The organism is Kitasatospora sp. NPDC048286 (assembly GCF_043201735.1).
In the GTDB taxonomy this organism is placed as follows: domain Bacteria; phylum Actinomycetota; class Actinomycetes; order Streptomycetales; family Streptomycetaceae; genus Kitasatospora.
Genome location: NZ_JBICZE010000024.1, coordinates 24,720 through 50,806 on the forward strand (window position 1 = coordinate 24,720; position 26,087 = coordinate 50,806).

A 26,087-nucleotide genomic window follows, 5' to 3' on the forward strand; every position below is an offset into this window, starting at 1 on the left:
GTGCTCCTCGGGGGTGGCGCGGTGGTTACGGTTCGTCAAGGTCGGTTCCGGCGGGGTCGTTGCGGCGAGGTCGTTGCGGCGGGGTCGGCTGCCGGCGGGGCCGGTTCCGGCGGGGTGCGGCCCGGCCGGTCAGCCGGCGTCCTTGCGGTCGGCGGCCATGCCGACCGCGTCGAGCAGGGCGCTGCCGACGATCAGGTCGGCGCCGCCGAACTCCGGGTCGCGCAGCGGGGTGCCGTCGTCCACGGCGAACAGCAGCCGCTCCTCGCCCTGGCGGTAGGCGGTGCCGACCGGCGGGCTGGCCGCGTGCACGGCGAGCAGGGCGACCAGGTAGGGCAGGTCCGGGTCCTGCTTGCGGGCGTCGGCGAGCAGGCCGGAGAGCCGGCGGGGGGCGTCCGGGGGCAGGTCGAGCAGGACCATCGCGGACTCCAGCTGGGCCTCGGAGAACCGGCTGTCGTCCGGGGTGGCGACCAAGTCGGGGTCGGGCAGCTCGGCGCCGAGGTGCTCGCGCTCGACCGGCGGGGTGAGCAGCAGGTCGACAAGGTCGGCGACCCGGACCGAGACCGGGGTGCGCAGGCCGGCGCCGCGGGCGAAGAACGCGCCGGTGGGGCGGACGGCCTGCTCTATCGGCAGCCGCAGCACGGGGGCGAGCAGCTGCCCGTAGAGGTCGATGCCGCTGCGGGCGCCGGGGGTGGCGAAGGCCTGCCGGTCCTGCTCGGCGCGGAACAGCGGGCCGGCCTCCAGCAGGCGGGTCTGGAGCTGGGTGTGGCGGCGGATGCAGTCCTTGACGATGTCGACCAGTTCGGCGGCGCGGCGCTTGTGTTCCGGGTCCTCGGCCTCGTCGCGGGCCTTGCGGATGTTGGTGAGAATCGCGTTCTCGTGCCGGTAGCGGTCCGCGATGTGGTCCAGCGCCTCCTCGATGAGGTCGGGGATGGCGCGCATCCAGTCGACGGCGCGGACGTTGCGGCGGGTGGCGTCCAGGGCGCGGCGCAGCGTCTCGGCGTACTGGACGGTGCGGTAGCGGGCCTGCTCGGCGGCGAGCTGGGCGTCGGCCAGGCGGCCGCGGCGGATCAGCACCTCCAGCTTGACCTCGGCGGCGATCTGGGCCGAGGTGACGTCGGTGTCGAGCGCGCCGACCAGGACGTTGACCGCCTCGTCGGTGGTGCGCAGGTAGACGCCGCCGTCGGGGCCGGGGACCTCCTCGATCAGCTTGAAGTCGTAGTCGCGGCGGATGTACTCGCCGTCCGCGCCGAAGGTGCCGTAGACGGCGCGGAAGCCGCGGTCCACGCTGCCGACGTTGATCATCGACTCCAGCACCCAGCGGGCGACCCGCTCGTGCTCGGTGGCGGGGCGGTCGACGGCCTGGGCGGCGACCCTGGGCAGCAGCCGGGCGAGCACTATCTCGCGGTCGGCCCCGGTGTCGAAGTCCATGTTCAGGGTGACCAGGTCGATCGCGGCGAGGCCGACCTCGGCCATCGCGTAGCCGCCGTACTCGCCGGCCAGGTTGACCTTGCGGTTGTCCAGGTCGTGCAGCGGGGCGGTGCAGGCCAGCGCCTTGAGCCGGCGGGCCAGGCCCTCGTCGGCGGCGGGGCCCGGCGCGGGGCGCGCGGCGGCGGCCGGGCCGGCGGGCGGGCGGAGGCCGGGCTCGATGGGCGGGTCTGCGATGGCGGTCACGGGGGACAAGATTAGAGGTTCGCACCGACATCGACCGAAACGGACCTTGCGGGCGGGCGGAGCAGCAGGTGGGCGGCGGTGCGGGTGACCGATTCGGAACGTCGTTTCGACGGAATTCCGCCATTCCCGAACTCGTATTCGAGAAAACCGTGAGGGCGGCGCGTTGGTTCGGTGATGATCGACCTATGATCACCCGACTGGCCAAAGCGAGCCTCGCCGCCGCGCTGTCCGTGACCACCCTCGCCACCGGCGCCGTCCTCGCCACCGGTGCGACCGCGACCGCCGCCCCGGCCGACACCCCGTCGGCCTCCGCCCAGCACGTGACCGTGTCGCAGGGCGGGAACTACCCCGGCGGCTTCTTCACCACCGGCAACATGTGGGTGAGCTGGACCACGTCCGGCACCGCGGACCTGACCGGGCCGACGCACATCACCCTCGACCTGCCGCCGGGTGTCACCACCGACGGCGCGATGTTCTTCCCCACGCCGCCGGACTACACCTTCACCACGGCCCTCTCCCCCGACCACCGCCACCTGGAGGCCGTGTTCACCGCCACCCGGGCGCCCGGCAGCTACAACTTCATGAAGCTCAACCTGGCCACCACGCCCGGCGTGCCGATCGCCGGCGCGATCACCGCGACGGTCGCCAACCCGAACGACAGCGACCCGACCGGGCACATCTCCGGCTACGACCTCGTCAGCAAGAGCCACCTGCCGGCGACCGTCCAGGCCGCCCCGGCCGTCACCGGCCTCGACACCGCCACCGGCCCGGCCGCGGGCGGCACCGCGGTGACCGTCAGCGGCAGCAACCTGGCCAACGGCATGGTGCTGGTCGGCGGCCTCCCGGCGCCCGGCCGCTGCACCGACACCGCCTGCACGGTGACCACGCCCGCGGGCTCGGGCAGCGCCCCGGTCAGTGTGGTGACGCCCGGCGGCACGGCCGCGGCGCCGGTCACCTTCGACTACACCGGCACCCCGCCGACCCCGGCCGCGCCGACGATCGGCAGCCTGTCCCCCGCCTCCGGCCCGGCCGCCGGGGGCACCCGGGTGGTCGTGTCCGGCAGCAACCTGACGTACGGGACGGTGGCCTTCGGCGGGGTTCCCGCCACCCACGTCTCCTGCGGCGCGTCCGCCTGCACGGCCACGGCCCCGGCGGGCGCCCAGCCCGGGCCGGTGGGCATCACCGTCACCACGCCGGGCGGGACCAGCGCGCCGGCGACGTACACCTACACGGCGTAGCGGCCGTCCGCACGCCGCGTGCGGCGTGCCACCCCCACCGGTGCCCGGGTTCCGCGGAACCCGGGCACCGGTGCGTTCCGGCCGCCGTCCTTCCCCTGGAAGGCATGTTGAACATGTTCAAAAGATGGGTCTAGAGTCGGTTCCGCGCAGGCGGCACAAGGCTCCGCCTGTACTTCGGCATGCTCGGCATGCTCGGCATGGAGGTGTACGAGATGGACGGCGACCCGGCGGTCATCCTCCGCAAGGTCCGACGGTGGCTCTGGTTCTTCCTGGTCTGCCTGGTGCTCAGCGGTCTCACCGCGTTCCCGCTGGAGACCGAGACCCGCTGGCTGGTCGACTTCGCCTCCGGCCCGGCCGCCCCGCTGAGCGACCGCGTCCCGGCCGCCACGGCCTGGCTGGAGCGGGTCCACACCGGCGTCGCCGAGACCAACGGGCGCTACCCCTTCCTCGCCTACGGCACCGACTGGCTGGCCTTCGCCCACCTGGTGATCGCCGCCGCCTTCTGGGGACCGCTCAAGGACCCGGTCCGCAACATCTGGGTGATCCGCTGGGCCGTGCTCGCCTGCGGGGCCGTCATCCCGCTGGCGCTGATCTGCGGTCCGCTGCGCGGGATTCCGGTGGCATGGCGATTCATCGACATGTCGTTCGGAGTCTTCGGCGTCATACCGCTGCTGATCGTGCTGCGGGCGCTGCGGCCGCTGGAGCGCGCCTCCCGGGAACCGGCGCCCGCGCTCTGACGCGCGCCGGCCCCCGGCCGCGCACCACCCCTCGCAGCGCCGCCCGGGGGCGTGCACTCCCGGGCACACGCCGCGGCGCCCGCGGGGCTCCGGGTCACGGGCAACGGCCTTCATCCGCAGGCCCTACCATCTGGCTCAACAGCTGCTGGGAGGCGGACGGGCGTGGCCGATGCGGTGATCGATCTCAATGCGGACCTCGGCGAGGGGTTCGGACGCTGGACCCTGACCGACGACGAGGCCCTGCTGTCCGTGGTGACCAGCGCCAACGTCGCCTGCGGGTTCCACGCCGGGGACCCGTCGACGATGCGGCGGGTCTGCGCGCTCGCGGCCGAGCGCGGCGTCCGGATCGGCGCCCAGGTCTCCTACCGCGACCTGGCCGGCTTCGGCCGCCGCGCCATGGACGTGCCTCCGGAGGAGCTCGCCGACGAGATCGCGTACCAGATCGGCGCCCTCCAGGTGTTCGCCCGCGCGGCCGGCTCCAAGGTCTCCTACGTCAAGCCGCACGGCGCCCTCTACAACCGGGTGGTCGGCGACTCCGAGCAGGCCGAGGCCGTGGTGGCCGGCGTGCTGCGGGCGGGCGCGGTCTGCGACGGACCGCTGCCCGTACTGGGCCTGCCGGACTCGCTGCTGCTGGAGGTGGCCGAAGGCGTCGGCCTCCCGGTGGTCGCCGAGGCCTTCGCCGACCGCGCGTACACCCGCACCGGCGCCCTCGTACCACGCCGTGAGCCGGACGCGGTGGTGCACGACCCCGAGTCGGTCATCACCCGCGCCGTCGGCATCGCCCGGGACGGCATGGTGGAGGCCTCCGGCGGCGAGCGGATCCCCGTCGAGGCCCGCTCGCTCTGCGTCCACGGCGACACCCCCGGGGCCGCCCAGCTCGCCTGGCGGATCCGCGGCGCCCTGGCCTCCGCCGGGGTCCGGGTGGAGGCCTTCACGTGACGGTCCGGGCGGTGCACCGGGTCGGCGAGCGGGCCCTGCTGGTCGAACTGCCCGGGACGCCCGAGGTGGCGGCGCTGTACGGCTGGCTGAGCGAGCGCCGGGAGGCGGGGGCGCTCGGCACGGTGGAGGAGCTGGTACCGGCCGCGCGCACCCTGCTGCTGGACGGCGTCGCGGACGTCGACGCGGTGGCGGCGCTGCTGCGCAGCGCCCGTCCGACGGCGGCCGGGGCGGTGCCCGGGCCGCTGGTGGAGGTCCCGACCGTGTACGACGGCGCCGACCTGACCGAGGTCGCCGCGCTGTGGGAGGTGTCCGAGGAGGCCGCCGTCCGGATCCACACCGAACCCGAGTACGTCGTCGCGTTCTGCGGCTTCGCCCCGGGCTTCGGGTACCTCACCGGCCTCCCCGCGCGGTACGAGGTGCCGCGCCGGGCCACCCCGCGCAGCTCCGTCCCGGCCGGCTCCGTCGCCCTGGCCGGCCCGTACACCGGCGTCTACCCGCACCCCTCCCCCGGCGGCTGGCAGCTGATCGGCCGCACGGCGCTCACCCTCTGGGACGCCGACCGGGAGCCGCCGGCCCCGCTGGCCCCGGGCACCAGGGTCCGCTTCACGGTGGAACGGGCGTAGGACGTGTCCAAACAGTTCCCGCCGGGCGTGCGACGCCACTGGTCGGAGAGACCCCGAGGGGAGCCGGAGTTGAACGAGCTGGTGGTGGAACGGCCCGGGCCGCTGACCACGGTCCAGGACCTCGGGCGGCACGGGGTCGCCCACCTCGGGGTGCCGAGGGCCGGGGCGCTGGACGAACCGGCGCTGCGGGCGGCCAACCGACTGGTGGGCAACGACGCCGGGGCGGCCGGGCTGGAGACCACGCTCGGCGGGGTCGCGCTGCGGGCCGTCGGGACGGTGCTGGTCGCCGTCACCGGCGCGCCCTCGCCCGTACGGGTGGACGGGCGGCCCGCCGCATGGGGCGCACCGGTCGTGGTGCCGGCCGGGTCCGTGCTGGAGGTGGGGGCGGCGACGGCCGGGGTGCGCGGCTACCTGGCGGTGGCGGGCGGGATCGCCGTGCCGCCGGTGCTCGGCAGCCGCTCGGCGGACCTGCTCTCCGGGCTCGGGCCGGCCCCGCTCGCCGCCGGGGACCGGCTGCCGGTCGGCACCCCGCCGCCGTACCGGGCCCGGCCCGAGCTGGTGCCGCTGCCCGCTCCCCCGGCCGAGCTGGTGCTGCGGCTGCGGCTCGGACCGCGCACGGACTGGTTCACCCCGGAGGCGGTGGCCCGCCTCGGCCGCGACCGGTACCTGGTCTCGCCGACCGGCAACCGGGTCGGGCTGCGCACCGTGGGCCCGCCGGTCGCCCGCGCCCGGAACGGTGAACTGCCCAGCGAGGGCATGGTGTTGGGCGCGGTGCAGATACCGCCCGACGGGCAGCCGGTGGTATTCCTGGCCGACCACCCGACCACCGGCGGCTACCCGGTGGTCGGCGTCGTGCCGACCGTCGACCTCGCGGCCGCCGCACAGGCCCGGCCGGGGACGCCGGTGCGCTTCGTGCCCCTGCGGGAGCGCTGAGCGGGAACGCCGAACGGCGCGCAGGCTCCGCGCTCAGCGCCCCGACAGCACCTCGGCGACGACCCGTTGGTCCGGGTCCAGTCGTGCCGCGCCCTCCTCGACCGCCCAGACCGCGTTCTGCATCACCCGGGCGAGCGTCCAGGCCGCCGCCACGCCGCGGTCCAGCTCCAGCACCTCCGTGAGCAGGTCGAAGCGCCGCCGCAGCGCCCGGGCCGGGTCCCCGGTGGCCACCAGGTCCGCCCAGCGGTTGCGCAGCGCCGGGAGCAGCTCGAAGCCCGGGTGGCCGGCCAGCGGCTTGGGGTCGATGGCCAGCCAGGGCGCCCGGCCGCTGCCCGGGAGCGGGGCCAGCACATTGCCGTAGTGCAGGTCCCAGTGCAGCAGCCGGTCGCCGGGGTCGGCGCGGACCTCGCACAGGGCGGCCGCGCAGTCGGCGAGCAGGCGCCGCTCCGCCGGGTCGGCGAGGGCGGCGACGGCCGCCGGGGCGCGGTCCAGCAGGTCACTCGCCGTACCCGCCAAGGTCCGCAGCCCGGACGGTGCCTGATGACCCGTCAACTCCCTGAGCAGTTCGGCGATCACGGCCAGCGCCGCGAGGTCGTCGGGCAGGGCGAGCAGCGAGCGCGCCGGGTCCAGCCGCTCCAACAACAGGGAGCCGGTGGCCGGTTCGTGGTCGAGCAGCCGGACGGCGCCGCGGCCGTCCCAGGTCCGCAGCGCGAGCGGTTCGCCCACCGTCTCCTCGTCGACGGGCTGGAGCTTGAGCACGGCCGGCGACCCGTCGGCGCGAAGGACCGGAAGCACCAGCCCGACCACGCCGTGCGCGACCGGCCCGTCCGGGCGCAGCTCCCAGCGGTCGAGCAACTCCTCGGCCAGGGCGGGCAGTCGGACCACCCAGGCACGTCCCTCGGCGCCGAGGAACTCCTCCAGGGACGCGGCCAGCGCGGGCGGGACCTCGACGGGCATCGGGGCGGGCTCCTCTCGGGCGGTCCGCCCCAGCCTACGGCGGGCGGGCGGCGGGCGGCCTGCGTCGCTCATGTTCAGCCCTCCCGCGCCCGCCCTGCGCTCAGCCCTGCCCGAGCGCGGCGGCCGCGGCAGCCGCGAAGCCATCCGGATTGTCGAGCATGATGTTGTGCCCGCAGTCCGGCACCGCGACCACCCGTACGCCCGCCGCGCGCAGGGCGTCGGCACCCGCCGGCTCGCCGTCCGCCGCCGGATGCAGGAAGGTGCGCGGGAGGTCGAGCCCGAGCAGCAGCTCGCGCATGGTCGGCACGGTCGCCCGCGCGAGGTAGCGGGCGCTGCGGTGGAGCGCCTCCGGTCCGGCCAGCCGCATGGTGGACCACCAGAACGGGCCGACCCGCTCGGCGACTTCGTCCCGGCCTCCGGCCAGGAACTCCTCCTCGGCGTAGGCCGCGATGCCGCTGCTGCCGGGGTGGCTCCGGTCGGGGTCGATCCGGTCCAGGTTGGCGTCCACCAGCAGCAGCCGCTCGACCAGCCGCGGGTGCCGCTGGGCGAGGACGATCGCCACCGCCCCGCCCATGCTGTGGCCGACCGCCTCGACCCGGTCCGCCCCGGCGGCCGCCATCGCCGCCGCGACCGCGTCCGCGTGCTCCTCCAGCGTGTAGCCGAAGTCCGTCGGCCGGTCGCTGAGGCCGAAGCCGAGCAGGTCCAGCAGCAGGGAGCGCCGGCCGGCGAGCAGCGGGTGGGTGGCCGCGGCCGCGAAGTAGGCCGGCGAACTGGCGCCGAGCCCGTGCAGGTAGAGCCGGGCCGGTTCGGCACCGGGCAGCTCGACCCAGCGGATCCGGTCGCCGTTCGGGGTGACGGGGGTCTCGCGCATGCTCGCTCGCTCCTGTTCCAGAGGGGTGCCGGTCCCTGCGGAGTCCGGCGGACGACCAGGACGATACATCGAAGTCGAGGTATCGCGATAGCGAGATATCCATGCTTCGAGGGAGGGATCTGAGAGAGTGTCCCCATGCTGAAGCTCGCGATCCTCGGGTTCCTGTACGACCGCCCCCTGCACGGCTACGAGCTGCGCCGCCACCTCGCCGCGCTCACCGGCCATGTCCGCCCGATCAGCGACGGCACGCTCTACCCCGCGATCAAGCGCCTGGAGGCCGACGGCCTGCTGGTTCGCGAGACCGAGCCGGGCAGCGCCGCCGCGCCCCGGCACACCCTGCACCTCACCGAGGCCGGCCGCGCCGCACTGCTCGACCGGCTCCGCGAACCCGAGGCGCTCGACGTCAGCGACGAGAACCGCTGGTTCACCCTGCTCGCCTTCCTGCGGCACCTCGCCGACCCCGCCGCCCAGGCCGCCGTGCTCCGCCGCCGGCTGGCCTTCCTCGCCGAGCCGGCCAGCTTCTTCTACGAGGGCGACCGCCCCGTCGGCGCCGAGGAGTTCACCGACCCGTTCCGGCGCGGGCTGCTGCTGGTCGCCCGCGCCACCACCGAGGCCGAACTCGCCTGGCTGCACGCGACCCTGGCCGAGCTGGAGGGCGACGGGCGGCCGGACGCACCGTAGACCGGCCCCCGAACACACCGCGACCCGAACGCGGCCGACGCGCCGGCCGAACGGGCCGCGTCCACAACGCGCCGCAGCCCGCACCGACCGTCGAACGGTCGGCACGGGCCGCAGGCGAGAGTCTCCGGCACCCCGGAGCGGGATCAGTGCCCGTGGTAGGCGTGCACCACGGCGTGGCCGCGCCCCCGGCCGATCATCCACCTGTTGACCGGAACGGTCAGCACGAAGGCCAGGGCCAGCGAGCCGGCCAGCGCCACCCAGAACAGCAGGTCACCGAGGCCGGCGTCCATCGCCCCCGGGACGGTGACCATCACGGTGTTGTCGATCAGCTCCATCACCAGGATCGACACGGTGTCGGCGGCCAGCGCGACCTTGACCGCGGCACCGACCTCAAGACCGGCCTTCAGCACGCCACGCATGGTCAGCGCATAGCCGAAGACGAACGCCAGCAGGATCGAGAGCACCACGGTCGCCCCGTTGTGGAGGCCGAAGGCGGTGCCGAGCACCATGCCGAGGATCTCGCCGATGGCGCAGCCGGTGAGGCAGTGCAGGGTCGCCTGCGCGGCCGTCCGCCAGCCGGCTCCGCCACCGGCGTGGGCCCGGTGGTGGCCCGCGTGGTCGTGCCCGTCGTGGTCGTGGTGCTCGTGGTGCCCGTGCTGCGCGGGGTGCGCCATGTCGTCCTCCACTTGCTCCGGCGCCCTGTCGGGCGCCCGCTTCTCTCGCTCCGCCGACGCCGAACATATACCCCCATGGGGTATACAGCAACCCCTTCCCGACGCCCTCTTCCCCCCGCACACCCGTCCGTGTTCCGATGAACGGCATGGCATCTGAGCGACGCGAGGGTTACGACGGAACGGGCGCGGGCCCGATCACCCCGGACGGCTGCGCCGTCGAGGTCTGGAGCCGCCTGCCCGTGGGCGACGCCCCGGACGTGATCGAGGCGGCCGTGCCGCCCGGCGCGCGCATCCTCGAACTCGGCTGCGGCGTCGGCCGGATGACGCACCCGCTGGCCGACCGCGGCTTCACCGTGACCGCCGTGGACGAGTCCGCCGACATGCTGGCCCGGGTCCGCGCCGACGTCCGCACGGTGCGCAGCCCGATCGAGGGGCTGGACCTCGGCGAGCACTTCGACGTCGTCATGCTCGCCTCCTTCCTGGTGCACGCCGGTGACGTGACGGTCCGCCGGGGCCTGCTGGAGACCTGCCGACGGCACGTCACCGAGGACGGCTGCGTGCTGGTGCAGCGCGAGGGCGAGGACTGGCACCTGAACGTGCCGCGGGAGAACTCGATCGGCCCGGACGCCCGGGCCCGGCTGGTCTCGGCCACGCCGGTCGGAGACGGCGTCAACTCGGTCCGCTTCGAGTACGACTTCCCGGACGGAACCTGGTCGCAGACCTTCCTGTCCCGCCCGCTCAGCACCGAGGCCTTCGAAGGGGCGCTCGCGGAGGCCGGCCTGGTGGTCGAGCGCTACCTGACCGCGGACCGCACCTGGGTCCGGGCGCGGCCGGTGCTCTAGCGACCGGCGTTCCGGCGACCGGTACCCCCCGGCGCCCCTCCGACCCCGGCAGTGCACCTGTGCGCAAAGCCGGAACAAAGGGTGAACAAAGAACCGTTACCTTCACCCCGTACCATCAGCCGCGCGCCTGGCTCGCGCGCGGCCCGCGGGCCCGGCGGGTCATGGCGGTCCCGAACGCCCTTCCGACCCGCAAGGACCCGCCCATGCCGCCCCTGCCCCACGCCCGACCGATATCCCCGGCGGGTGCCCGGTGATCGAATGGTTCCACGGGGCCGTCCTCGGCCTGATCCAGGGGCTCACCGAGTTCCTGCCGGTCTCCTCCAGCGCCCACCTGCGGGTCTTCTCCGCCCTGTTCGGCTGGGACGACCCGGGGGCGGCGTTCACGGCCGTCACCCAGCTCGGCACCGAGACGGCGGTGCTGATCTACTTCCGCAAGGACATCGCCTCGATCATCAGGACCTGGGTGCTGTCCCTGTTCCGCCCGGCCCTGCGCTCGGACCCGGACGCGCGGATGGGCTGGTTCGTGATCATCGGCACCCTGCCGATCGGCATCCTGGGCAAGCTGTTCCAGGACACCATCGAGACCCACCTGCGCGACCTGCGGATCATCGGCACCACACTGATCGTCTTCGGCCTGATCCTGGCCTTCGCCGACCGCACCCGGGCCGTCCGCCACGCCCGCCCGATCACCGACCTGACGCTGCCGCACGCGGGCATCTACGGCCTCGCCCAGGCGCTGGCGCTGATCCCGGGCGTGTCCCGCTCCGGCGGCACGATCAGCGCGGGGCTGCTGCTCGGCTACAGCCGGGAGGCCGCGGCCCGCTACTCGTTCCTGCTCGCCATCCCGGCGGTGCTCGCCTCGGGCGCGCTGGAGCTGTTCAAGATCGGCGAGGGCCCGGCCCCGGCCTGGGGACCGACCATCCTGGCCACCCTGATCGCCTTCGTGGTCGGCTACGCGGCGATCGCCTGGTTCCTGAAGTACATCTCGAACAACAGCTTCATGCCGTTCGTGGTCTACCGGGTGCTGCTCGGCATTCTGATCATCGGGCTGGTCTTCGGCGGCGTCCTGGCTCCGGACGCGGGCGCGGTGAAGTAGATCGAAGTAGAACCCGGTTCCAGAAACACGGACCCGCGGAAAGCGAGTGGGCCGGGACACCGACACGGTGTCCCGGCCCACCGAACGTTGAGGACCCGGCCTGTCGACGCGACGACAGGCCCTCTAACGCCCGAACTCCCGGGCGGCGGTCAGTCGGCCGCGTACGGCGGCGTGGACCTCGGCCTCCTCGGCCGGGTCGGCGGCGAGCCTGCGCAACCGCTCCAGCACACGCGCGTCGCCCGTGGTGGCGACATGGCGCGCGGCGAGCTCACGCGTGGACTCCTCGCAGTCCCAGAGGCACTCGACGGCGGGCCCCTCGGGAAAGTGCACGTCGGTCGCGGCCAGCGCCTGGGCGGCGCGTCGGCGCAGTTCAGAGGAGGCGGCCTCCCCGTAGATGTGGCGCAGGACCGGTACGGCGTCGGCGGCGGCCAGCCGCCCCGCGCCGTCCACCAGCGACCCGAGCCCGGTACCGCTGACCCCGCGCACGGAGATCCAGCGGCGCAGCCCGGCCACCACCAGCGGCGCGTCGGCCGGTTCGCCGGCGTCGGCGAGCAACTGGACGGCGGCCTCGCCGAGCGCGCTGTCGGCGCCGCCGCTGGCCGGGTCGGCCCAGCGGCGGGCGTGTGCCAGCACCTCAGGGCCGCGCATCCGGCCGAGCAGTTCCAGGGCGGCCCGGACGATCCGGTCGTCCACGTCCGCGGCGGCGGCCTCGATCAGCTCGGCGGCGGCCGGGTCGCGTTGGTCGACCAGGTAGCGCAGGGCGGCCCGGCGGGCGCCCGGCAGGCCGTCGCGGGCCGCTTCCAGCAGCAGCGGGTGGTCCTCCGGCCGGACCACGGCGGTCAGGCAGCGGGCGGCCGCGGCGGCGCGGCGGTCCACCGCGTCGGGGCCGGACTCCGCGTCGGTGCCGCGGGCGGGCTCCGGGCGGGCGTCGGGCCGGCCCAGGAAGGCGCCCACGCCGAGGCCGCCGAGTTCGCCCTGGTCGGCCCAGGCCAGCACGTCGGCGGTGGACCACCCGGGGGTGACGCCGCTGCGGTTGACCTGGCGCTGCCACAGGTCGAAGGGTGACTGTTCGCTGGCCGCCGCCACTCTGGGGTGGTAGGCCGCCCACAGCCGCCAGGGCCGGGGCTCGTACGCGTTGCGGATGAACTCGCGCAGCTCGGCGTCGCCCTCGGGGCCCGGCGCGAAGCGGTCGAGCACGGCGGTGCCGAGCAGCAGCAGGCCGCGGTCGTCGTCGCGCAGGGCGAGTTCGTCCAGGGCCCAGGACCAGTTGGCGCCGGTGGCGGCGTACTCGCGCAGCATCAGCAGCGCGTCGCGCCGGCCGTACGCGGCGAGGTGGCCCAGGACGGAAAGGGCGAGGCCGGTGCGGCTCTCGTCGTCGGTGATCAGGTCCTCGGCGGAGTGGAGGTGGTCCTCGATGCCTTCGAGGGGGGCTTCCAGCTCCATGTAGATGCGCGCGTAGTAGAGGGACCGGCTCTCGACCTGCCAGTCGGCTCGCGGGTCCCTGGTGACGCACTCCTCCAGCGCGGCGATGGCCTCGGCACGATCGGCGGCCAGCGCGTGGAGCTGCCCGTCTCCGCGACCTCTCTGCAGGAGGCCTAGGAGGCTGGCACTGGGTGCTATCACTGGCTCGAACATGAGGTCAGCATCCGTTGCGGCGGTCGTAGTGGCAACGGGATTTCCGTCGCCGGGGTCTCTGGTCGGTACTGCGGTGGGCGCCCGGGCGCCGGAATCACCGAAGGTTACCGCCTCGGGACCTCTTCCGCACACAGGGCGACGGAGGCTCCGGCCACAGTGGCATATGCCAGAGGAACTTTGCCTGCGTTCTGTCCAAATCGCCCACACGGGTGACGACGCTGTGCGACAGTTTCCTCACTGTCCGAACGACCCGCCCGCCGCGGGCCGCACCCGAGCGATGGGTCCGCCATGACCATGCCCTTAGGCGCCACCCGCCCGCCGGGAGCCGCCGCGGTGGACGGCGCCCCGACGGGCGGGAGCGGCGCGCCGGTCGTCGGCCGCGGCACCGCGGCCGACGCGGGCGGCGGCGACGGCACGGGTGACACCGACAGCGGAACGGACGGCAGAGTGGACGGCACGGCACAGGAGCCGTCCGGCCCGTACCTCGGCGACGGCGGCGACCACCACGGGATCGACGACGGCCTGCTCGGCTCCGCCGAATGGGACCTGCTGACCGACGGGGTCCGCTGGAGCCAGGAGACGTACCTCCTCCTCGGCTGCGATCCGGCCCACGGCCCGCTCAGCCTCGACCGGCTGCCCGACCGCCTCCCCGAGGCGGACCGGCCGCTGCTGCGGCGGATGATGACCGACGCCCTGGTGCACGGCCGCCACGCCGCCGGCACCCTGCGGATCCGCCGCCCCGACGGGCGGCACGACGGCGTCGAGTGCGCGGGCGAGCCCGTCCTCGGCACGGACGGCACCGTCGTCGCGCTGTACATGCTGCTCCGCCCGGCCCCGCCGGCCTGAGCCGACGCCCCGTCCCGGGCAGCACCCCCGGGCACGCACCCCCCAGGCAGGCACCCCCGGAGCCACTCGCTCCCGGGCCCGCACGCCCGGGGCTCCCCCGTCGGCCCGTCAGGTCAGCCGCGGCCGGTTCTTGGCGTCCGCCGTCCGCAGCGCCCGGCCCAGTTCCTCCCGCAGCTCGTCCACCACCGGCAGCCCCCGGTACTGCGCGGTCAGCCGGTACATCTCGCGCAGCCGGTCCCAGGTCCGGTGCGAGGAGTTCTGGCCGATCAGGTTCATCACCATCTTGGCCTGGAACTGCGCCGCGTCCGGCTCGCCGGTGATCAGGTGCACCGAGGCCAGGGTGATCCGGTCGAACAGCGCCGACCGCAACTGCCCGGTGCCCTCCCGCAGCGTGATCACCCGCTCCGCGTGCCGACGGGCCTCGGGAGCCGCCCCCGGGTCGTGCTCGGAGAGCGTGCGCAGCACCAGGGCCTGCATGCCGCGCAGTTCCGCCTCGTCGAACACCTGCATCCACGAGGGCGGTGGCTCCGGCGCCTCCTCGCCGAACAGCTCCTCGGCCTCCCCGAGCAGCCGGTAGGTGTCCTGGGAGTGCCCGATCGAGGCGTGCGCCCACGCCTCGACGGTGTTGAGCATGGCGCGCGTTCCGGGCGCCGGCCGCCCACCGGTCGCCTTGGCCGCCGCCATCAGTTCGAGCGCGTCGTCGGCCCGGCCCAGGTGCACCATCTGCCGTGCGGCCCGGGAGATCGCCTCGCCGGCCCTCGGCCGGTCGCCGGCCTCCTTGGCCGCGTCGGCCGCGATCATGAAGTACTTCTGGGCGGTGGGCTCCAGGCCCACGTCGTGCGACATCCAGCCCGCCAGCACCGCCAGGTTGGCCGCGACCAGCCACAACCGCTGCTCCACGGCGGGTGCGTGCCGGTGTGTCAACAGGCCGCCGACCTCGTTCAGTTGACCGACCACCGCCTTGCGCTGCAAGCCGCCGCCGCGGGCCGCGTCCCAGGCCCGGAACACCTGTACCGAGTGCTCCAGCGACTCCACCTCGTCGAGCCCGACCGGGCCCGCGTCGTACACGTCCACCGCCGGGTGCACTCCGCTCCCGGTGACCACCTGTCGTGGCCCGGGGACGGAGGCCGCGTACGCGACCGCGTCCCCGGACAACCAGCCCTTCAGCGAGTCGGCGATGACCGCCCCGGCCGTGAGCGCCGCTCCGGCACCCACCAATCCACGTCGGTTCAGCATGAGGTCCATTCCCGTGAACTCGGTGAGGACCGCGGCTGTTCGATCCGGCGACCATGGCACTGCTGCGGACGCGTCCGCCCCGGACCTGGTGGGCCGGTGTCGTTCCAGACCGAGGTCCTCAGTGGTGACGACACGTCCGAGCCGCTCCGTGAACACGGCCGCCAGCACCCTCGGCACCGGATCGCGCGGGATCTCCCCCTGCTCGATCCAACGCCGTACCCTCGACGTGTCGGTGGACAGCTGCAGCTGCCCCATCGCGGCACCCCGACGGTTGACCAGCCGCGCCAGCTCGCCCTTCGACCATCCGGTCAGGACGAACAGATCGGCCAGTCGGGTGTTGGGTTCCCTACTCAACGAAGCCCCCAGGTTCCTCGGCTGATCCGAGGCTAGAGGCTCCGGCGAGCACCGGGCGAGCATTCGCCACCGTTCGCCAGGGCCCGCCAGACTACAAAGCCAGTGCCCGACGGGTGTGTTGTAGGGGTGCGCCACCTCGCCCCCCGGGTCGGGCGGCGTCCCACCAGCGTCGGGACTGTCCCCCGACGGTGGCACGGGGCGCTCCCGGTCCTCACCCGAGGGGGTGGCGCGGCCGGGTGGCGCGGGAGCGCCGGGCACGGCCACGGCAGTCCGGCCGACCGCATTCCCCAGGGTGCGGACGGCCGGAACAACACCGCCGAACAGGGGTTCCCACCCCGCGTCCGTGCCCGGCGCCCGCGCACCACCCACCGCACCGCACGACGTACGCGTGAAGCACCGCACCCCACGACGTACCGCACCACCCGCAGGGCCGCCGTCACGCCAGGAAGCACACGGCACCGGCCCTCCCCCGCCCCCGCGGGGCAGCACCCGCCGACGGACCGGAAGGGACCACCCTCAGCCCATGTACTCCTCAGCGACGACCCCCACGCCCACCGCGGCCCGCCCCGCGCTGCGCCCCCCCGCCGCAGCCGCCGGCCGCACCGGCCCCAGGGTGGTGCCCCCGGCGAGTCGCCCATCGGCTCCGCGCGGCACCGAGGGCCGGGCCACGGACACCCGGGTCGTCCCGACCGGCCGTACGGCGCTGGGCCCCGCCGGCCGCACCGCGCTGGGCCTGCGCGGCCCCGACACGGGCATGCCGGCCGGTGGCCGGATGCCGCTGGCCCGGCAGGCCGACGGCCAGGTGCTGCGGGCCCGACGGCCCATCCAGCCCGGCGGCCCGGAGCGGATCGACCCCTCGGCGCTCCAGACCCCGGCGGTCCGGGCGGCGCTCGCCAGTGTCGCGCGGATATGTCCCGCGTTCACCCCGCGCCAGGTCCTGCGCGAGGGCAGCCGCCACATCCTGGTGGCGGGCACCATCGGGCGGGCTCCGGTGGTCGCCAAGTGCCTGGCGCCGCAGGCGGTGCGGAGTGAGTACTTCGAGCAGTTGGTGGCCGACTTCCACCACGAGGTGGCGGTCTACCGGGCGTTCGTCCGGCACCGTCCGCCGGTGCGGCTACCCCGGCTGGTGGCGGCCGACCACGACCGGTGCGTGCTGGTCATGGAGCGCGTCCCGGGGCGCCCGGCGGCCCGCGAGCGCCACCCGGTCAACGCGCCCACCCCGGGCGAGGTGCGGGCACTGCTCACCGCGGTCCGCACGCTCAACCTGTGGCGGCCACCGACCGACGTCTTCCAGCCGCGCCTGGACTACCAGTTGGAGATCGCCCGCTACCACTCGGTGGGCCAGCTCACCGACCGGGACGCCGGCGACCTGCGCGGCCTGCTGCACGGCCTCGGCAACACCCCGCTCCAGCTCTGCCACGGCGACGCCCTGCTCAGCAACATGCTGCTGGCGCCGTCAGGACCGGTGCTGGTCGACTGGGAGCAGGCCGGCTGGTACCTGCCCGGCTACGACCTGGCGGTGCTCTGGAGCGTCCTGTCCGGGGACACCGCGGCACGCCGCCAGATCAGCCAACTCGCCCAGAGCGGCGGCACGATGGCCCGGGACGCCTTCCTGGTGAACCTGGTGCTGGTGCTGATGCGGGAGATCCGGCTGTACGACGTGCCGGGCGCCGGCGAGGAGCAGCGGATCATGATCCGCCGGCTCTACGACGACGCGGCGCTCGCCCGCCGCGCCGTCCGCGCCGCGGTCGGGACCCGCTGAGCCACGGTCGAACCCCCGCTGAGCCACGGGGGTCCGACGACGGTCCCGCGGCTCAGGGTCTCACGGCCGGGCGCCCCGTTCCAGGGCGGCCCGGCCGGCGGCCTCCAGCACGGTCTCGTCCGGCGCCAGGTGCACCCGGCTGCTGAGCACGTCCCGCAGGTAGCGCTCCAGCGGGTGGCGCCGGCTCAGGCCGGGGCTGCCGGTGAGGGCGACGGCCTGCTGGACCACCGCCGTCGCGGCCCGGGTGGCCAGCAGGTGGGCCGGTCCGGTGCGGGCGACGGCCTCCGGCTCGCCCCGGTCCACCCGGGGGGCCAGGCCCTCGACCAGTTCCTCGGCACCGATCAGCTGGGCCTCGATCTCGCCGAGGGCGGTCCGGTAGCGGGGCAGGGTGCCGAGCGGCTCGGTCAGGTTGGCCGGGGTGCGCTGGCTGAGGAAGCGGATCAGCCAGGCCTCGGCGGCCCGGGCGACGCCGATCGCCACCGCGGAGAGGGCCAGGTCGTGCCAGGCGCGGGAGAGTTCGGCCTCGGAGGGCTCGGACGCTTCGGAGACTCGGGACGCTTCGGAGGCCCGGGACGATTCGACCCCGGCACCGGCTCCCTGACGGCCCGTCCGGCGACCGGCCGTCAGGCCGAGCGCGAGGTCGCCCGGCACCCGGACCTCGTCCAGCACGACGTCGTGACTGGCGCTGGCCCGCAGGCCGAGCTGGTCCCAGGTCGGGTCGATCTCCAGACCCTCGCTCTCGCCGCGGACCAGGAAGGTGCCGATCCTCGGCTCCTCGTCGTCGGTCCGTGCGGTGACCGCCATCCAGGCGAGCGCCTCGGCGCCGGCGCAGTAGGTCTTACGGCCCGTCAGCAGCCAGTCGTCACCGTCCCGGCGGGCGACCGTCGCGGGCAGTTCACCCACCCCGGTGCCGGGCTCGGCCCGCAGTGTGTTGACCAGGACCGGGCCGCGCCGGGACTCGGCGAGCAGCCGCCGGTAGCCGGCCGTCGGCCAGTCGGCGCGACGGGCCTGCTCGGCGTGCCGGAGCAGGGTGAAGGCGGTGACCACGGCCACCGAGGCGTCCCCGCGGCCGAGTTGGGAGAGCACCCGGACGGTGTCGGCGAGCGTTCCGCCCGGACCGCCGTACCGCGCGGAGACGGTGAGGGTGAGCAGTCCGGCCTCGTGGACCGCCTCGATCCCCTGGTACGGGAAGGTCGCGTCGCGGTCGTGCTCCTCGGCGCGGGCCGCCAGCAGGTCGACCACCCGGGGCAGCCCGGCGAGGGCGGTCCGGATCGCGGTGCGGTCGGGCGCGCGGTCGGCGGTGCCGGCGGACGCGGAACCGGCGGATGCGGAACGGGTGGGTGTGGAACCGGTGAATTCGAGATGGCCGGATTCGGACCGGTCGGAATCCGCCGACGGAGCGGCGGTCCGGGAGCGGCGCCCGGCGGAGGCCGTCGTGGCCGGAGCGCTCCCGGGCGAACGGTCGTCGGCGGAGCAGTCCTCGGTGGAGCGGCCGTCGGCGGACACGCGGTCCCCGGACGAACGATCGGCGGTCGAACGGTTGGCGGCGCGGGTCGTCATGGTGCTGTGCCTCCGGGCGGGCAGCGTGGGCTCGGCGAATGCGGGCGGCACGCCGTACGGGCGCGCGGTACCGATCGGCGGCCCCGGAGGCCGACTCACGGCCGCCCCTGGTCTCGGCGCCGACCGGACAACCCGGCCGACCACCCGCCGCCGGGGGAGGAATCCCCCTCAGCGGCCCGGACACGCCGCGCTGGCGGTCCGCCGCAGGTCCAGATGCCTGCGACGGGTCAGCAGCGGAAGACGGCACGGCATGTTCGCGACTGTACGAACCGTTGATCGATACCGTCAAGCGGCGTCCGGCCCCCGGGCGGAGACGGTCGGAGTCGGCTGGAGCCGGGCGGCTCCGCCGGGATCAGCCCTGCTGGAACATGTCCGCCGGGAGCGGCTTCAGCAGCTGATACAGGTCGTCCGAAATCGGTCGGTCCCAGGAGGCGATGGTGACCAGGACGCCGTCGCTGCGGCCGAACTGGGCGCAGAACACGCGTTCCTCGCTGACCTTGACCTTCTTCACGATCAGCAGGTCGTCCCCGAGCATGACCGGGAAGTCCTCGGCCGAGACGAACTCGACCGGCTCGTCGTTCTCCAGCGCCGCGAGCAGCTGACGCACCTCGAACGGCACGTCGTCGCCGGTCTCCCGGGCGGGCGAACCCTCGGGGAGGTTGCCGATGAACATCGCCGGGCCTCTGCCGCCGAACAGGTCGTAGCGCAGGAAAATCCCCTGGCAGGAGCCGTCCGGGCCGGTCATCATGGCCGCACCGAAGTCACCGGGCCAGTCGCCCGGGTCCATCGCGAGCACGTCGAAGTCCGGGCCGGCGGGCTGTCCGGAGCGACGGCGGAGAAAAGACATGGGAACATCGTACGTGCCCGGCACACCACGCTCGCGAGGTGGGTGGGGCACCGCCGAGGGGCGGCCGGGAGATCGACGCTCAGAGACCAATGTTGACTCTGAGCAACCGTCCGGGCTACGTTCGGTTCAGCACGACAGCCGTTCCGGGTTTCACCCTCCGGGGGGACGGCATGTCGCAACGCGGCCCTACACGCGTTTCCCTCACCGTGCACTTGTCGTGCAGAACTGCCGAGCACCCAGCTTCGTCGTCGCACACAGCACAAACACAAGCCAACAGTTCCATGCACCACAAGCCAGATCCGCGGGGCCCCGGCCCGTCGCTCCCGTGGATCTGCTCGGGACGCCGCCGCGTGGGGGCGTGCGGGTCCCGAGCACCGGTGCCGTTATCCGAGTCGCTCTCGGCTTCGGCGCCAAACCTCCCAGCGACTGCCGGCCTCATCGTGGGGCCGGGACCGGCCGACGCACCCCCGGTGCGCAGGGGATGACTGGGAGGATGGCCTGGCAACTGCCGGGCCGCACAGCAGGCGCCGTGTCTGGCCGCGTGGGGGCGGTGGGCACGGCGTCTGCCTGTGCTCTTACTCTGAGCTGCGTTTGTCTAACAGTCAACAGAAATTATGACGTGGCACGCTCAATGGATCATCACTTGTGATGTTCGGACCCGAAAGATCGCCTGCGGAGCGGACCCCCGTCGGTCGGGGGTCCGCTCCCGCCGTGAACGGCCCGGCGCGCCGCCTCAGGTGAGGTCGAACTCGCCGTCCCGGGCGCCGAGCACGAAGGCCCGCCACTCGCCCGGTGTGAAGACCAGGACCGGCCCGTTCTCCTGGCGGCCGTCCCGCATCCCGATGTACCCGTCCACGAAGGCGATCTGCACGTCCCCGACGCCCTGACTGCTGCACAGCCACTCCGCGCCGGTGAAGTCCACCTTGGGCTTCCCGTTCCGCGCCAGCTCCGGCTGCGCCACGCCGGCCTCCGTGTCCGTCCCGCTGTTGGATCCCACTTGACCGATCTCCTCCCGACGGCATTCCGGAGCCAGCCTAGCCACACCGCCCGGCCCCGGTCAGCGGGTTGACGAGGACTCCCCCGAGCGGGGACGGGCACGGCCGGAGGAGGGGTCGAGGCGTGTCCCGACCGGCGGGGGCGGCGGGCAGCTGCCAGAGTGCTGCCAGGGCGCTGCCCGACGGCCTTCCCGGCCCGGGGCCCCGGGGAACCCGGAGGCCGTCGGCGGCTCCACGGAGGCCGGGCCGCCGCCGTGCTGTCCCACCGAGCCGTCGGGCCCGAATACTGGATTCGAACGCTTTGTCTGATGGTCCGAGCTGTCTGACGGCCCGAACGTTCCACCCACCGATCCGCTCAAGGGAGCAGCCGATGAGCCGCCGGGACGGCACCCGCGCCGACGTCATCCCCATCTCCGACGCCCCCTCGGCCCATCCCCCGGCACCGCGTACGCCCCCCTCGCGCACCCCGCTGCCCCGGCCGACCCCCGCCCGGCCCGCCGCGCACGGACGGGTCGGGATCGTCCTGGTCTCGCACAGCCAGGAACTGGCCACCGCCGTACGCTCCCTCGCGCTGGTGTTGACCGGATCCGACTCCCCCGCGCCGATCGCGGCGACCGGCGGCGACCCGTCGGACGGGCCGGGCATCAGCGCGGTCCTGGTCGCCGCCGCGACCCGCCGGGTGGACCAGGGCCACGGCGTGGTGGTGCTCGCGGACCTGGGCCGGGCGGTCACCACCGTCCGCGCGCTGCTGTCCGAGGCGGACGAGCACGGGCTGCCGTTCCCGGTCCGGTTCGCCAACGCGCCGTTCGTCGAGGGCGCGGTGGCCGCCGCCGCGACCGCCACCGCGGGCGGGGACCTGGCCGCGGTGCTGGACGCGGCGGAGGAGGCCTACCGGCAGTACAAGGGCTGAACGGCGTGGGCGGGCTCGGGGGTGTGGGCGGGCTCGGCCGTGGGCGGGCAGGTGTGGCAGATGTGGCGCGGGGCGCGGGCTCAGGGGCGCTCCTTGCCCTCCCAGGTGAAGACCGCCGGGCCCTCGCACTCCAGCGCGTGGCGCAGCCGCTCGTGCTCGCTCTCGATCATCGGCGGCAGCTCGTCCAGCCCGAACCAGCCGACCTCCAGCGACTCGTCGTCGTTCACCCGCGCCTCACCGCCGACCGCGCGGCAGCGGAAGGTCAGCACCAGGTACTGCGTCACATCGCCGTTCGGGTACGTGACCTGCGGCGAGACCGTGACGGAGGCGAGCAGCTCGGGCACGACCACCACCCCGGTCTCCTCCTCGCACTCGCGCACCACGCCGTCGGCGGGCTGCTCGCCGGGGTCGAGGATGCCGCCGACCGGAGCCCATCGGCCGTCGTCGGCTCGGCGGGCGAGCAGCACCCGGTCACGGTCGTCCAGCACGACGGCGACGACGGCGCTCAGCCAGAGCGGACGGGTGCCCACGACTGCGCGGAGTTCGGCGAGGAAGGGGGGAATGGCCATGGGGCGCAGCCTAGCGGGGCGGTTCAGGGCCGACCCGGAGCGCCCGGTCGGTGTCGGGCCGCAGCAGGGCGAGCACGGTGAGCCCGAGGATGTGCAGGTCGAGCCCGAGCGAGCGGTGCTCCACGTACCAGAGGTCGAGCTCGGCCCACTCGGGGCGGCTGAGCGGACGGGGCGTCCGGCTGCGGCTCAGCGCGTGCAGCTGGGCCCAGCCGGTGAGGCCGGGCCGGACCGCGAGTCGGCCGCGCTCGCGGCGGGAGTAGCGCACCACCTGCTCGGGGCCGGCCGGCCGCGGCCCGATGACCCCCATCTCGCCGCGCGCCACGTTCCACAGCCGCGGCAGCTCGTCCAGGCCCGTGCGGCGCAGCAGGACGGCGAGCCGGTCGTCCCCGTCGGTCCGGAAGCGCAGGATCTGGAACTCGCGGCCGTGCCGGCCGGTCCTGGTCTGCCGCTGGAGGACCCGGCCGCCGGTGGTGCGGCGGAGCAGGACGGCGATCAGCAGGGCCAGCGGCAGCGCGACGATCGCGGCCAGGGCGATGACGGCGAGGTCGCCGACGCGTCTCATGAGGTGGCCACGGCACGGTCCGGTCTACCGCCCATCGCTCCCCCTCCGCGGCGCCTCGAGCCGGAAGAACGCATTCACAGTAGAGGCGGGACGTGGCCGCCGTTCCGGGAATGGGGAAAGAAGAGGGTCCACGATTGTCCGACTGGACGATATTCAGTCGGTCTGACCAATTTCGCTCGATCCGCCGTTTCGGAATGCCGAGGGCGATCGACGCTACGAGGTGGGGGCGACGGCCGGGGGAACTCGCCCACCGAACGGCCGGTACCCGGCCGGGGTGTTCTCAGAGCGCGGCGCGGCGCCGGTCACGCAACACGCCGAAGGCGATCCGGCCGAGCAGCAGGACTCCGGCGGCCAGGCAGCCGGCCACCGCCATCGCCCAGGCCGGCCCGTCACTGTCCGGCACGAACACGGCCACGACGATACCGAGCGCCAGGCAGGCCAGGCCCACCAGGGTCAACGGGAGCTGGTGGGTGACCAGGGCTCCGCCACTGCACGCGCGAGCCATCCGGGAGGCCCCGTGAAGGTGGAAGGGGTCACGGTCCGCATCTGCCATGAGCCCAAGGTACCCCGGGGCGGCGCGGGCGGCAGCCCGCAGGGAGTGATCATTCGAACGCGCTGTGCGACCGGAGGATTCGGGCAGGTCAGGGGCTCGCCGGGGCCACCGCGAAGTGTGTCCGAGACGTCTGCACGGGCATTCCAGCTCCACAATCAGTCCACGAAAAATCCTCGTCCCCCCGGCACAACCATCCGTCCGACGCAGCGGTCTCAATGGCATTGAGTGATCCAGGAGCCGTTCGGGGGACGGGTGTGAACCCCCCACCGAGAACAGGAAAGTCCAGGAGCGGAGCCGCCGCCCCTGGAGTCGGAGGCCGGGCTCCGTCCTCCGGCGGTACCGCCACGCCGCTCGGCGAACGAGGGGGAACCGTGCCGCAGTCCCAGTCCACTACATCGATCTCCACGGCCCGCGCCCGGCCGGCACCCGGCGTGCGCGCGCTGCCTCCACCCGTCGCCTGCACGGCGGACCGCCCGCACGGCGGGCATCCGCGCGGAGGGCATCCACACAGCGAGCGTCTTCACGGCGAGCATCGCCACGGCGCGCACCGGGACGGCGTGCACGGGGACGGCGTGCACGGGGACGGCACGCATCGGGACAGCGCGCGCCGGGACGGCGGGGGCCGCCACCGGACAGCCGTCGACACGGAACAGCAGGACGCTCGGGGCGAATGGCTGCGGTTCGCCCCCGTCCAGCCGCTGTTCCGGGCCCGGGCCGCCCAACGGCTGGCCGTACTCGCGTACCACGGGGTGACCGACCACCGCTCCTTCGGCGCCCAGCTCGACCGTCTCCAGCGGCTCGCCACACCCGTCTCGCTCGGCGCGGTCCTCCAGGCCGTGACCGAGCGGCGGCCCCTGCCTCCCCGGAGCGTCCTGGTCACCTTCGACGACGCCGACCGGAGCGTGCTCACCCACGCCCTGCCGGCCCTCGACGCCCGGGGGATTCCGGCCACCGCGTTCGTCATCTCGGAACTCATCGGCACCGAACGGCCGTTCTGGTGGCACGAGGCCGACTTCCTCGCCCGGCACGGGGGCCGGGCCCGCTCGCTCGACTGCGGACACCCCTCCCAGCTGCTCCCGCGACTCAAGGCCATGCCGGACCCGGACCGCCGGCGCAGCCTGCACGAGCTACGGGTCAGCGCCGACCGCCGGCCGCCCCGACAGGAACAGCTGACCCCGGCCGACCTGCTCGCCCTGCGGGACGGAGGCGTCGCGATCGGCAACCACACCCAGGGGCACCCCTGCCTCGGGCGCTGCGACGACGACACCGTGCGCACCGAGATCACCGGCGCCCACGAGGCCCTCACCCGCTGGCTGGGCGAACCGCCGATCGCCTTCGCCTACCCGGACGGCGGCCACGACGTCCGCGCTGAAACCGTCCTGCAGGAACTCGGCTACCGCCTCGGATTCCTCTCCGACCACCGACTGGGCCCCCGCCTCCCCTCACACCCCCTCCAGATCAGCCGCCTCCAGGTCGACTCCACCACCAGCACCCGCCGCTTCGACACGATCCTCTCCGGCCTGGAACCCGCCTACCGCCGCTGGCGTCGCCAAGCCGTCGCCTGACGACCCCACCCGCGCCGCACAGGAAGTCGACCCGGTCGACTTCCTGTGCGCACCACACGGGCTGATCCGCCGGCAAGTAGATCCCCTCCCCCCAGCACCAGGGGACTTCTCGAGCCCCCTCCTGCCACCAGGAATGCCGGAGCACCAACCACGCACGAAAAGTCGACACTGCCGCGATTGCCCATCCACCGGCCCCCGCACAAGAAGTCGGCCGGGTCGACTTCCTGCGCCCACCAATCACAACCCAGGCCTTTGGAGAAACCAGAGCGCCCCAGAAACCAGACCCACAGGCGGACACACGAGACGTCGGCCAGGTCGACTTCTCGCGCACGCCAGCACCGACGGCCCATGCGCGGCAGTCGTTCAATGCAGGGCGAGGTGGGGACCACACAGGTCGCACGGAAAGTCGGACAGGTCGACTTCCCGTGCAACACCAGCACAACTGGGCCCGCAAGCGGCGAATCTATGCGCGTAGAGACTTCCCCGAGAGGGCAGACGCCGCATGAGAAGTCGGCCAAGTCGACTTCCCGCGCGTGCCGCCACCGAGGGGCCGGGTGCGGTGGGCACTCGGCGTGGGAAGTCGGTCGGGCCGACTTCCCGTGCTGGTCGGCCTCTGTGGCGGGTCAGCCGATGAGGGTGGCGAGGGTGCTGCCCTGGGGGTAGAGGGCGGCGGCCGGGGGGAGGGTGGCGGGGGCGCCGGCGTGGAGGACGGTGAGGGTACCGGTGCCGGTTCGGGTGGGGTCGGCGACGCGGCGGAGGGCCTGGGCGGCGACGGCGTCGGCGGACCCGTACAGGGTGAGCGCCGGGGAGGCGGTCGGGGCCACGGCGGCGCGGATGCGGTCGTCGACGAGTTCGTAGTGGGTGCAGCCGAGCACGATCACGTCGGTACCGGCCGGCGTGCGGGAGGCGGCGTCGGCGATGGCGGCCGTGACGGCCTCGTCGTCGCCGTGCTCGACAGCGTCCGCGAGGCCCGGGCAGGCGACCTCGGTGATGTCCGCCGAACCGCCGAAGTCGCGGATCAGCCCGCGCTGGTAGGCGCTTCCGGTGGTGGCCGGGGTGGCCCAGATGGCGACCCGACCACCCCGCGCGGCGGCGGGCTTGATCGCCGGGACGGTGCCGATGACCGGCAGCCCGGGCTCCAGTTCGTCCCGCAGGGTGGCGAGCGCGTGGACGGACGCGGTGTTGCAGGCGATCACCAGCGCGTCGGGCTCGAGGGCGGCGGCGGCCCGGCAGCAGCCGAGGGCCAGCTCGGTGACCTCTTCCGGTGTACGAGGCCCCCACGGCATCGAGGCCGGGTTGGAAGAGAGCACCAGATCCACGTCCGGGCGCAGCTTCCGAAGGGCGGCGGCGGCGGCCAGCAGGCCGATTCCGGAGTCCATCAGTGCGATCTTCACGGGTCAAGACTTTAGTCGATCCGCCCGCCGGGCCCCG

Annotated in this window: 26 protein-coding genes; 12 read left to right on the forward strand and 14 right to left on the reverse strand. The window is 74.3% G+C overall.

What is annotated here, in order from left to right; all coding sequences use genetic code 11:
* Positions 1-129 precede the first annotated feature (129 nt).
* On the reverse strand, positions 130-1,647 hold the full coding sequence (locus tag ACGF13_RS37600) for a hypothetical protein (RefSeq protein WP_392883961.1): 1,518 nt from the start codon (positions 1,645-1,647) through the stop codon (positions 130-132).
* Between the two features lie 209 nt (positions 1,648-1,856).
* Here ACGF13_RS37600 and ACGF13_RS37605 point away from each other — a divergent pair, with 209 nt between their 5' ends.
* From ACGF13_RS37605 to ACGF13_RS37625, 5 genes are all read left to right on the forward strand, one after another.
* A complete protein-coding gene (locus tag ACGF13_RS37605; RefSeq protein WP_392883897.1) occupies positions 1,857-2,909 on the forward strand; it encodes an IPT/TIG domain-containing protein in 1,053 nt (350 codons plus the stop codon).
* Positions 2,910-3,088: 179 nt separating this feature from the next.
* Positions 3,089-3,646, forward strand: a complete 558-nt coding sequence (locus ACGF13_RS37610; protein WP_392883899.1) for a hypothetical protein — start codon at positions 3,089-3,091, stop codon at positions 3,644-3,646.
* A gap of 174 nt (positions 3,647-3,820) precedes the next feature.
* Positions 3,821-4,585: a LamB/YcsF family protein gene (locus ACGF13_RS37615; protein ID WP_392883963.1), complete on the forward strand. Its 765-nt coding sequence runs from the start codon at positions 3,821-3,823 to the stop codon at positions 4,583-4,585.
* Positions 4,582-5,208: a 5-oxoprolinase subunit PxpB gene (gene pxpB / locus ACGF13_RS37620; RefSeq protein ID WP_392883900.1), complete on the forward strand. Its 627-nt coding sequence runs from the start codon at positions 4,582-4,584 to the stop codon at positions 5,206-5,208. The genes ACGF13_RS37615 and pxpB overlap by 4 nt, the downstream gene beginning before the upstream one ends.
* 69 nt (positions 5,209-5,277) lie before the next feature.
* On the forward strand, positions 5,278-6,141 hold the full coding sequence (locus tag ACGF13_RS37625) for a biotin-dependent carboxyltransferase family protein (RefSeq protein ID WP_392883902.1): 864 nt from the start codon (positions 5,278-5,280) through the stop codon (positions 6,139-6,141).
* Positions 6,142-6,174: 33 nt separating this feature from the next.
* On the opposite strand, the gene ACGF13_RS37630 is transcribed toward ACGF13_RS37625, so the two are convergent.
* Together ACGF13_RS37630 and ACGF13_RS37635 are read right to left on the reverse strand one after the other, a co-directional pair.
* On the reverse strand, positions 6,175-7,098 hold the full coding sequence (locus ACGF13_RS37630; protein ID WP_392883903.1) for an aminoglycoside phosphotransferase family protein: 924 nt from the start codon (positions 7,096-7,098) through the stop codon (positions 6,175-6,177).
* 100 nt (positions 7,099-7,198) lie between these two features.
* On the reverse strand, positions 7,199-7,969 hold the full coding sequence (locus tag ACGF13_RS37635) for an alpha/beta fold hydrolase (RefSeq protein ID WP_392883905.1): 771 nt from the start codon (positions 7,967-7,969) through the stop codon (positions 7,199-7,201).
* Between the two features lie 135 nt (positions 7,970-8,104).
* Here ACGF13_RS37635 and ACGF13_RS37640 point away from each other — a divergent pair, with 135 nt between their 5' ends.
* Positions 8,105-8,650: a PadR family transcriptional regulator gene (locus tag ACGF13_RS37640; protein WP_392883906.1), complete on the forward strand. Its 546-nt coding sequence runs from the start codon at positions 8,105-8,107 to the stop codon at positions 8,648-8,650.
* 143 nt (positions 8,651-8,793) lie between these two features.
* On the opposite strand, the gene ACGF13_RS37645 is transcribed toward ACGF13_RS37640, so the two are convergent.
* Positions 8,794-9,324, reverse strand: a complete 531-nt coding sequence (locus ACGF13_RS37645) for a DUF4396 domain-containing protein (protein WP_392883907.1) — start codon at positions 9,322-9,324, stop codon at positions 8,794-8,796.
* 146 nt (positions 9,325-9,470) lie between these two features.
* On the opposite strand from ACGF13_RS37645, the gene ACGF13_RS37650 reads away from it, so the two are divergent.
* Together ACGF13_RS37650 and ACGF13_RS37655 are read left to right on the forward strand one after the other, a co-directional pair.
* Positions 9,471-10,166: a class I SAM-dependent methyltransferase gene (locus ACGF13_RS37650; RefSeq protein ID WP_392883908.1), complete on the forward strand. Its 696-nt coding sequence runs from the start codon at positions 9,471-9,473 to the stop codon at positions 10,164-10,166.
* 253 nt (positions 10,167-10,419) lie between these two features.
* The gene (locus ACGF13_RS37655; RefSeq protein ID WP_392883964.1) at positions 10,420-11,262 is read left to right on the forward strand and encodes an undecaprenyl-diphosphate phosphatase; all 843 of its coding nucleotides are present in this window, start codon (positions 10,420-10,422) and stop codon (positions 11,260-11,262) included.
* Between the two features lie 123 nt (positions 11,263-11,385).
* Here ACGF13_RS37655 and ACGF13_RS37660 read toward each other — a convergent pair whose 3' ends face one another.
* Positions 11,386-12,897, reverse strand: a complete 1,512-nt coding sequence (locus tag ACGF13_RS37660; protein ID WP_392883909.1) for a HEAT repeat domain-containing protein — start codon at positions 12,895-12,897, stop codon at positions 11,386-11,388.
* 288 nt (positions 12,898-13,185) lie between these two features.
* Here ACGF13_RS37660 and ACGF13_RS37665 point away from each other — a divergent pair, with 288 nt between their 5' ends.
* On the forward strand, positions 13,186-13,743 hold the full coding sequence (locus tag ACGF13_RS37665) for a PAS domain-containing protein (RefSeq protein ID WP_392883911.1): 558 nt from the start codon (positions 13,186-13,188) through the stop codon (positions 13,741-13,743).
* Positions 13,744-13,851: 108 nt separating this feature from the next.
* Here ACGF13_RS37665 and ACGF13_RS37670 read toward each other — a convergent pair whose 3' ends face one another.
* On the reverse strand, positions 13,852-15,333 hold the full coding sequence (locus ACGF13_RS37670) for a hypothetical protein (RefSeq protein WP_392883912.1): 1,482 nt from the start codon (positions 15,331-15,333) through the stop codon (positions 13,852-13,854).
* 754 nt (positions 15,334-16,087) lie between these two features.
* On the opposite strand from ACGF13_RS37670, the gene ACGF13_RS37675 reads away from it, so the two are divergent.
* Positions 16,088-17,095 carry an aminoglycoside phosphotransferase family protein gene (locus ACGF13_RS37675; RefSeq protein ID WP_392883965.1) on the forward strand — a complete coding sequence of 336 codons (1,008 nt, stop codon included), beginning with the start codon at positions 16,088-16,090 and terminating at the stop codon, positions 17,093-17,095.
* A 60-nt stretch (positions 17,096-17,155) separates the two neighbouring features.
* On the opposite strand, the gene ACGF13_RS37680 is transcribed toward ACGF13_RS37675, so the two are convergent.
* The 4 genes from ACGF13_RS37680 to ACGF13_RS37695 all read right to left on the reverse strand — a co-directional run bounded on the left by ACGF13_RS37680 (position 17,156) and on the right by ACGF13_RS37695 (position 20,463).
* Positions 17,156-18,655 (reverse strand): acyl-CoA dehydrogenase family protein, encoded by a 1,500-nt coding sequence (locus ACGF13_RS37680; protein ID WP_392883914.1) that lies wholly within the window; start codon positions 18,653-18,655, stop codon positions 17,156-17,158.
* Positions 18,656-18,823: 168 nt separating this feature from the next.
* Positions 18,824-18,907: a putative leader peptide gene (locus ACGF13_RS37685; RefSeq protein ID WP_350526312.1), complete on the reverse strand. Its 84-nt coding sequence runs from the start codon at positions 18,905-18,907 to the stop codon at positions 18,824-18,826.
* Between the two features lie 100 nt (positions 18,908-19,007).
* Positions 19,008-19,502 (reverse strand): hypothetical protein, encoded by a 495-nt coding sequence (locus ACGF13_RS37690; protein ID WP_030058989.1) that lies wholly within the window; start codon positions 19,500-19,502, stop codon positions 19,008-19,010.
* A 733-nt stretch (positions 19,503-20,235) separates the two neighbouring features.
* Positions 20,236-20,463, reverse strand: a complete 228-nt coding sequence (locus ACGF13_RS37695; RefSeq protein ID WP_392883967.1) for a DUF397 domain-containing protein — start codon at positions 20,461-20,463, stop codon at positions 20,236-20,238.
* A 404-nt stretch (positions 20,464-20,867) separates the two neighbouring features.
* Here ACGF13_RS37695 and ACGF13_RS37700 point away from each other — a divergent pair, with 404 nt between their 5' ends.
* Complete coding sequence (locus ACGF13_RS37700) at positions 20,868-21,407, forward strand: PTS-dependent dihydroxyacetone kinase phosphotransferase subunit DhaM (protein ID WP_392883915.1); 540 nt, start codon at positions 20,868-20,870, stop codon at positions 21,405-21,407.
* 80 nt (positions 21,408-21,487) lie between these two features.
* Here ACGF13_RS37700 and ACGF13_RS37705 read toward each other — a convergent pair whose 3' ends face one another.
* From ACGF13_RS37705 to ACGF13_RS37715, 3 genes are all read right to left on the reverse strand, one after another.
* Positions 21,488-21,976 carry an NUDIX domain-containing protein gene (locus ACGF13_RS37705; protein ID WP_355260830.1) on the reverse strand — a complete coding sequence of 163 codons (489 nt, stop codon included), beginning with the start codon at positions 21,974-21,976 and terminating at the stop codon, positions 21,488-21,490.
* A gap of 10 nt (positions 21,977-21,986) precedes the next feature.
* Positions 21,987-22,538 carry a sugar transferase gene (locus ACGF13_RS37710; RefSeq protein WP_392883917.1) on the reverse strand — a complete coding sequence of 184 codons (552 nt, stop codon included), beginning with the start codon at positions 22,536-22,538 and terminating at the stop codon, positions 21,987-21,989.
* A 280-nt stretch (positions 22,539-22,818) separates the two neighbouring features.
* Positions 22,819-23,091 (reverse strand): hypothetical protein, encoded by a 273-nt coding sequence (locus tag ACGF13_RS37715; RefSeq protein WP_392883918.1) that lies wholly within the window; start codon positions 23,089-23,091, stop codon positions 22,819-22,821.
* 557 nt (positions 23,092-23,648) lie between these two features.
* Between ACGF13_RS37715 and ACGF13_RS37720 the strand changes: the two genes are divergently transcribed.
* Positions 23,649-24,656 (forward strand): polysaccharide deacetylase family protein, encoded by a 1,008-nt coding sequence (locus ACGF13_RS37720; protein WP_392883920.1) that lies wholly within the window; start codon positions 23,649-23,651, stop codon positions 24,654-24,656.
* Between the two features lie 623 nt (positions 24,657-25,279).
* Here ACGF13_RS37720 and ACGF13_RS37725 read toward each other — a convergent pair.
* A complete protein-coding gene (locus tag ACGF13_RS37725) occupies positions 25,280-26,050 on the reverse strand; it encodes a glutamate racemase (protein ID WP_392883921.1) in 771 nt (256 codons plus the stop codon).
* Positions 26,051-26,087 lie beyond the last annotated feature (37 nt).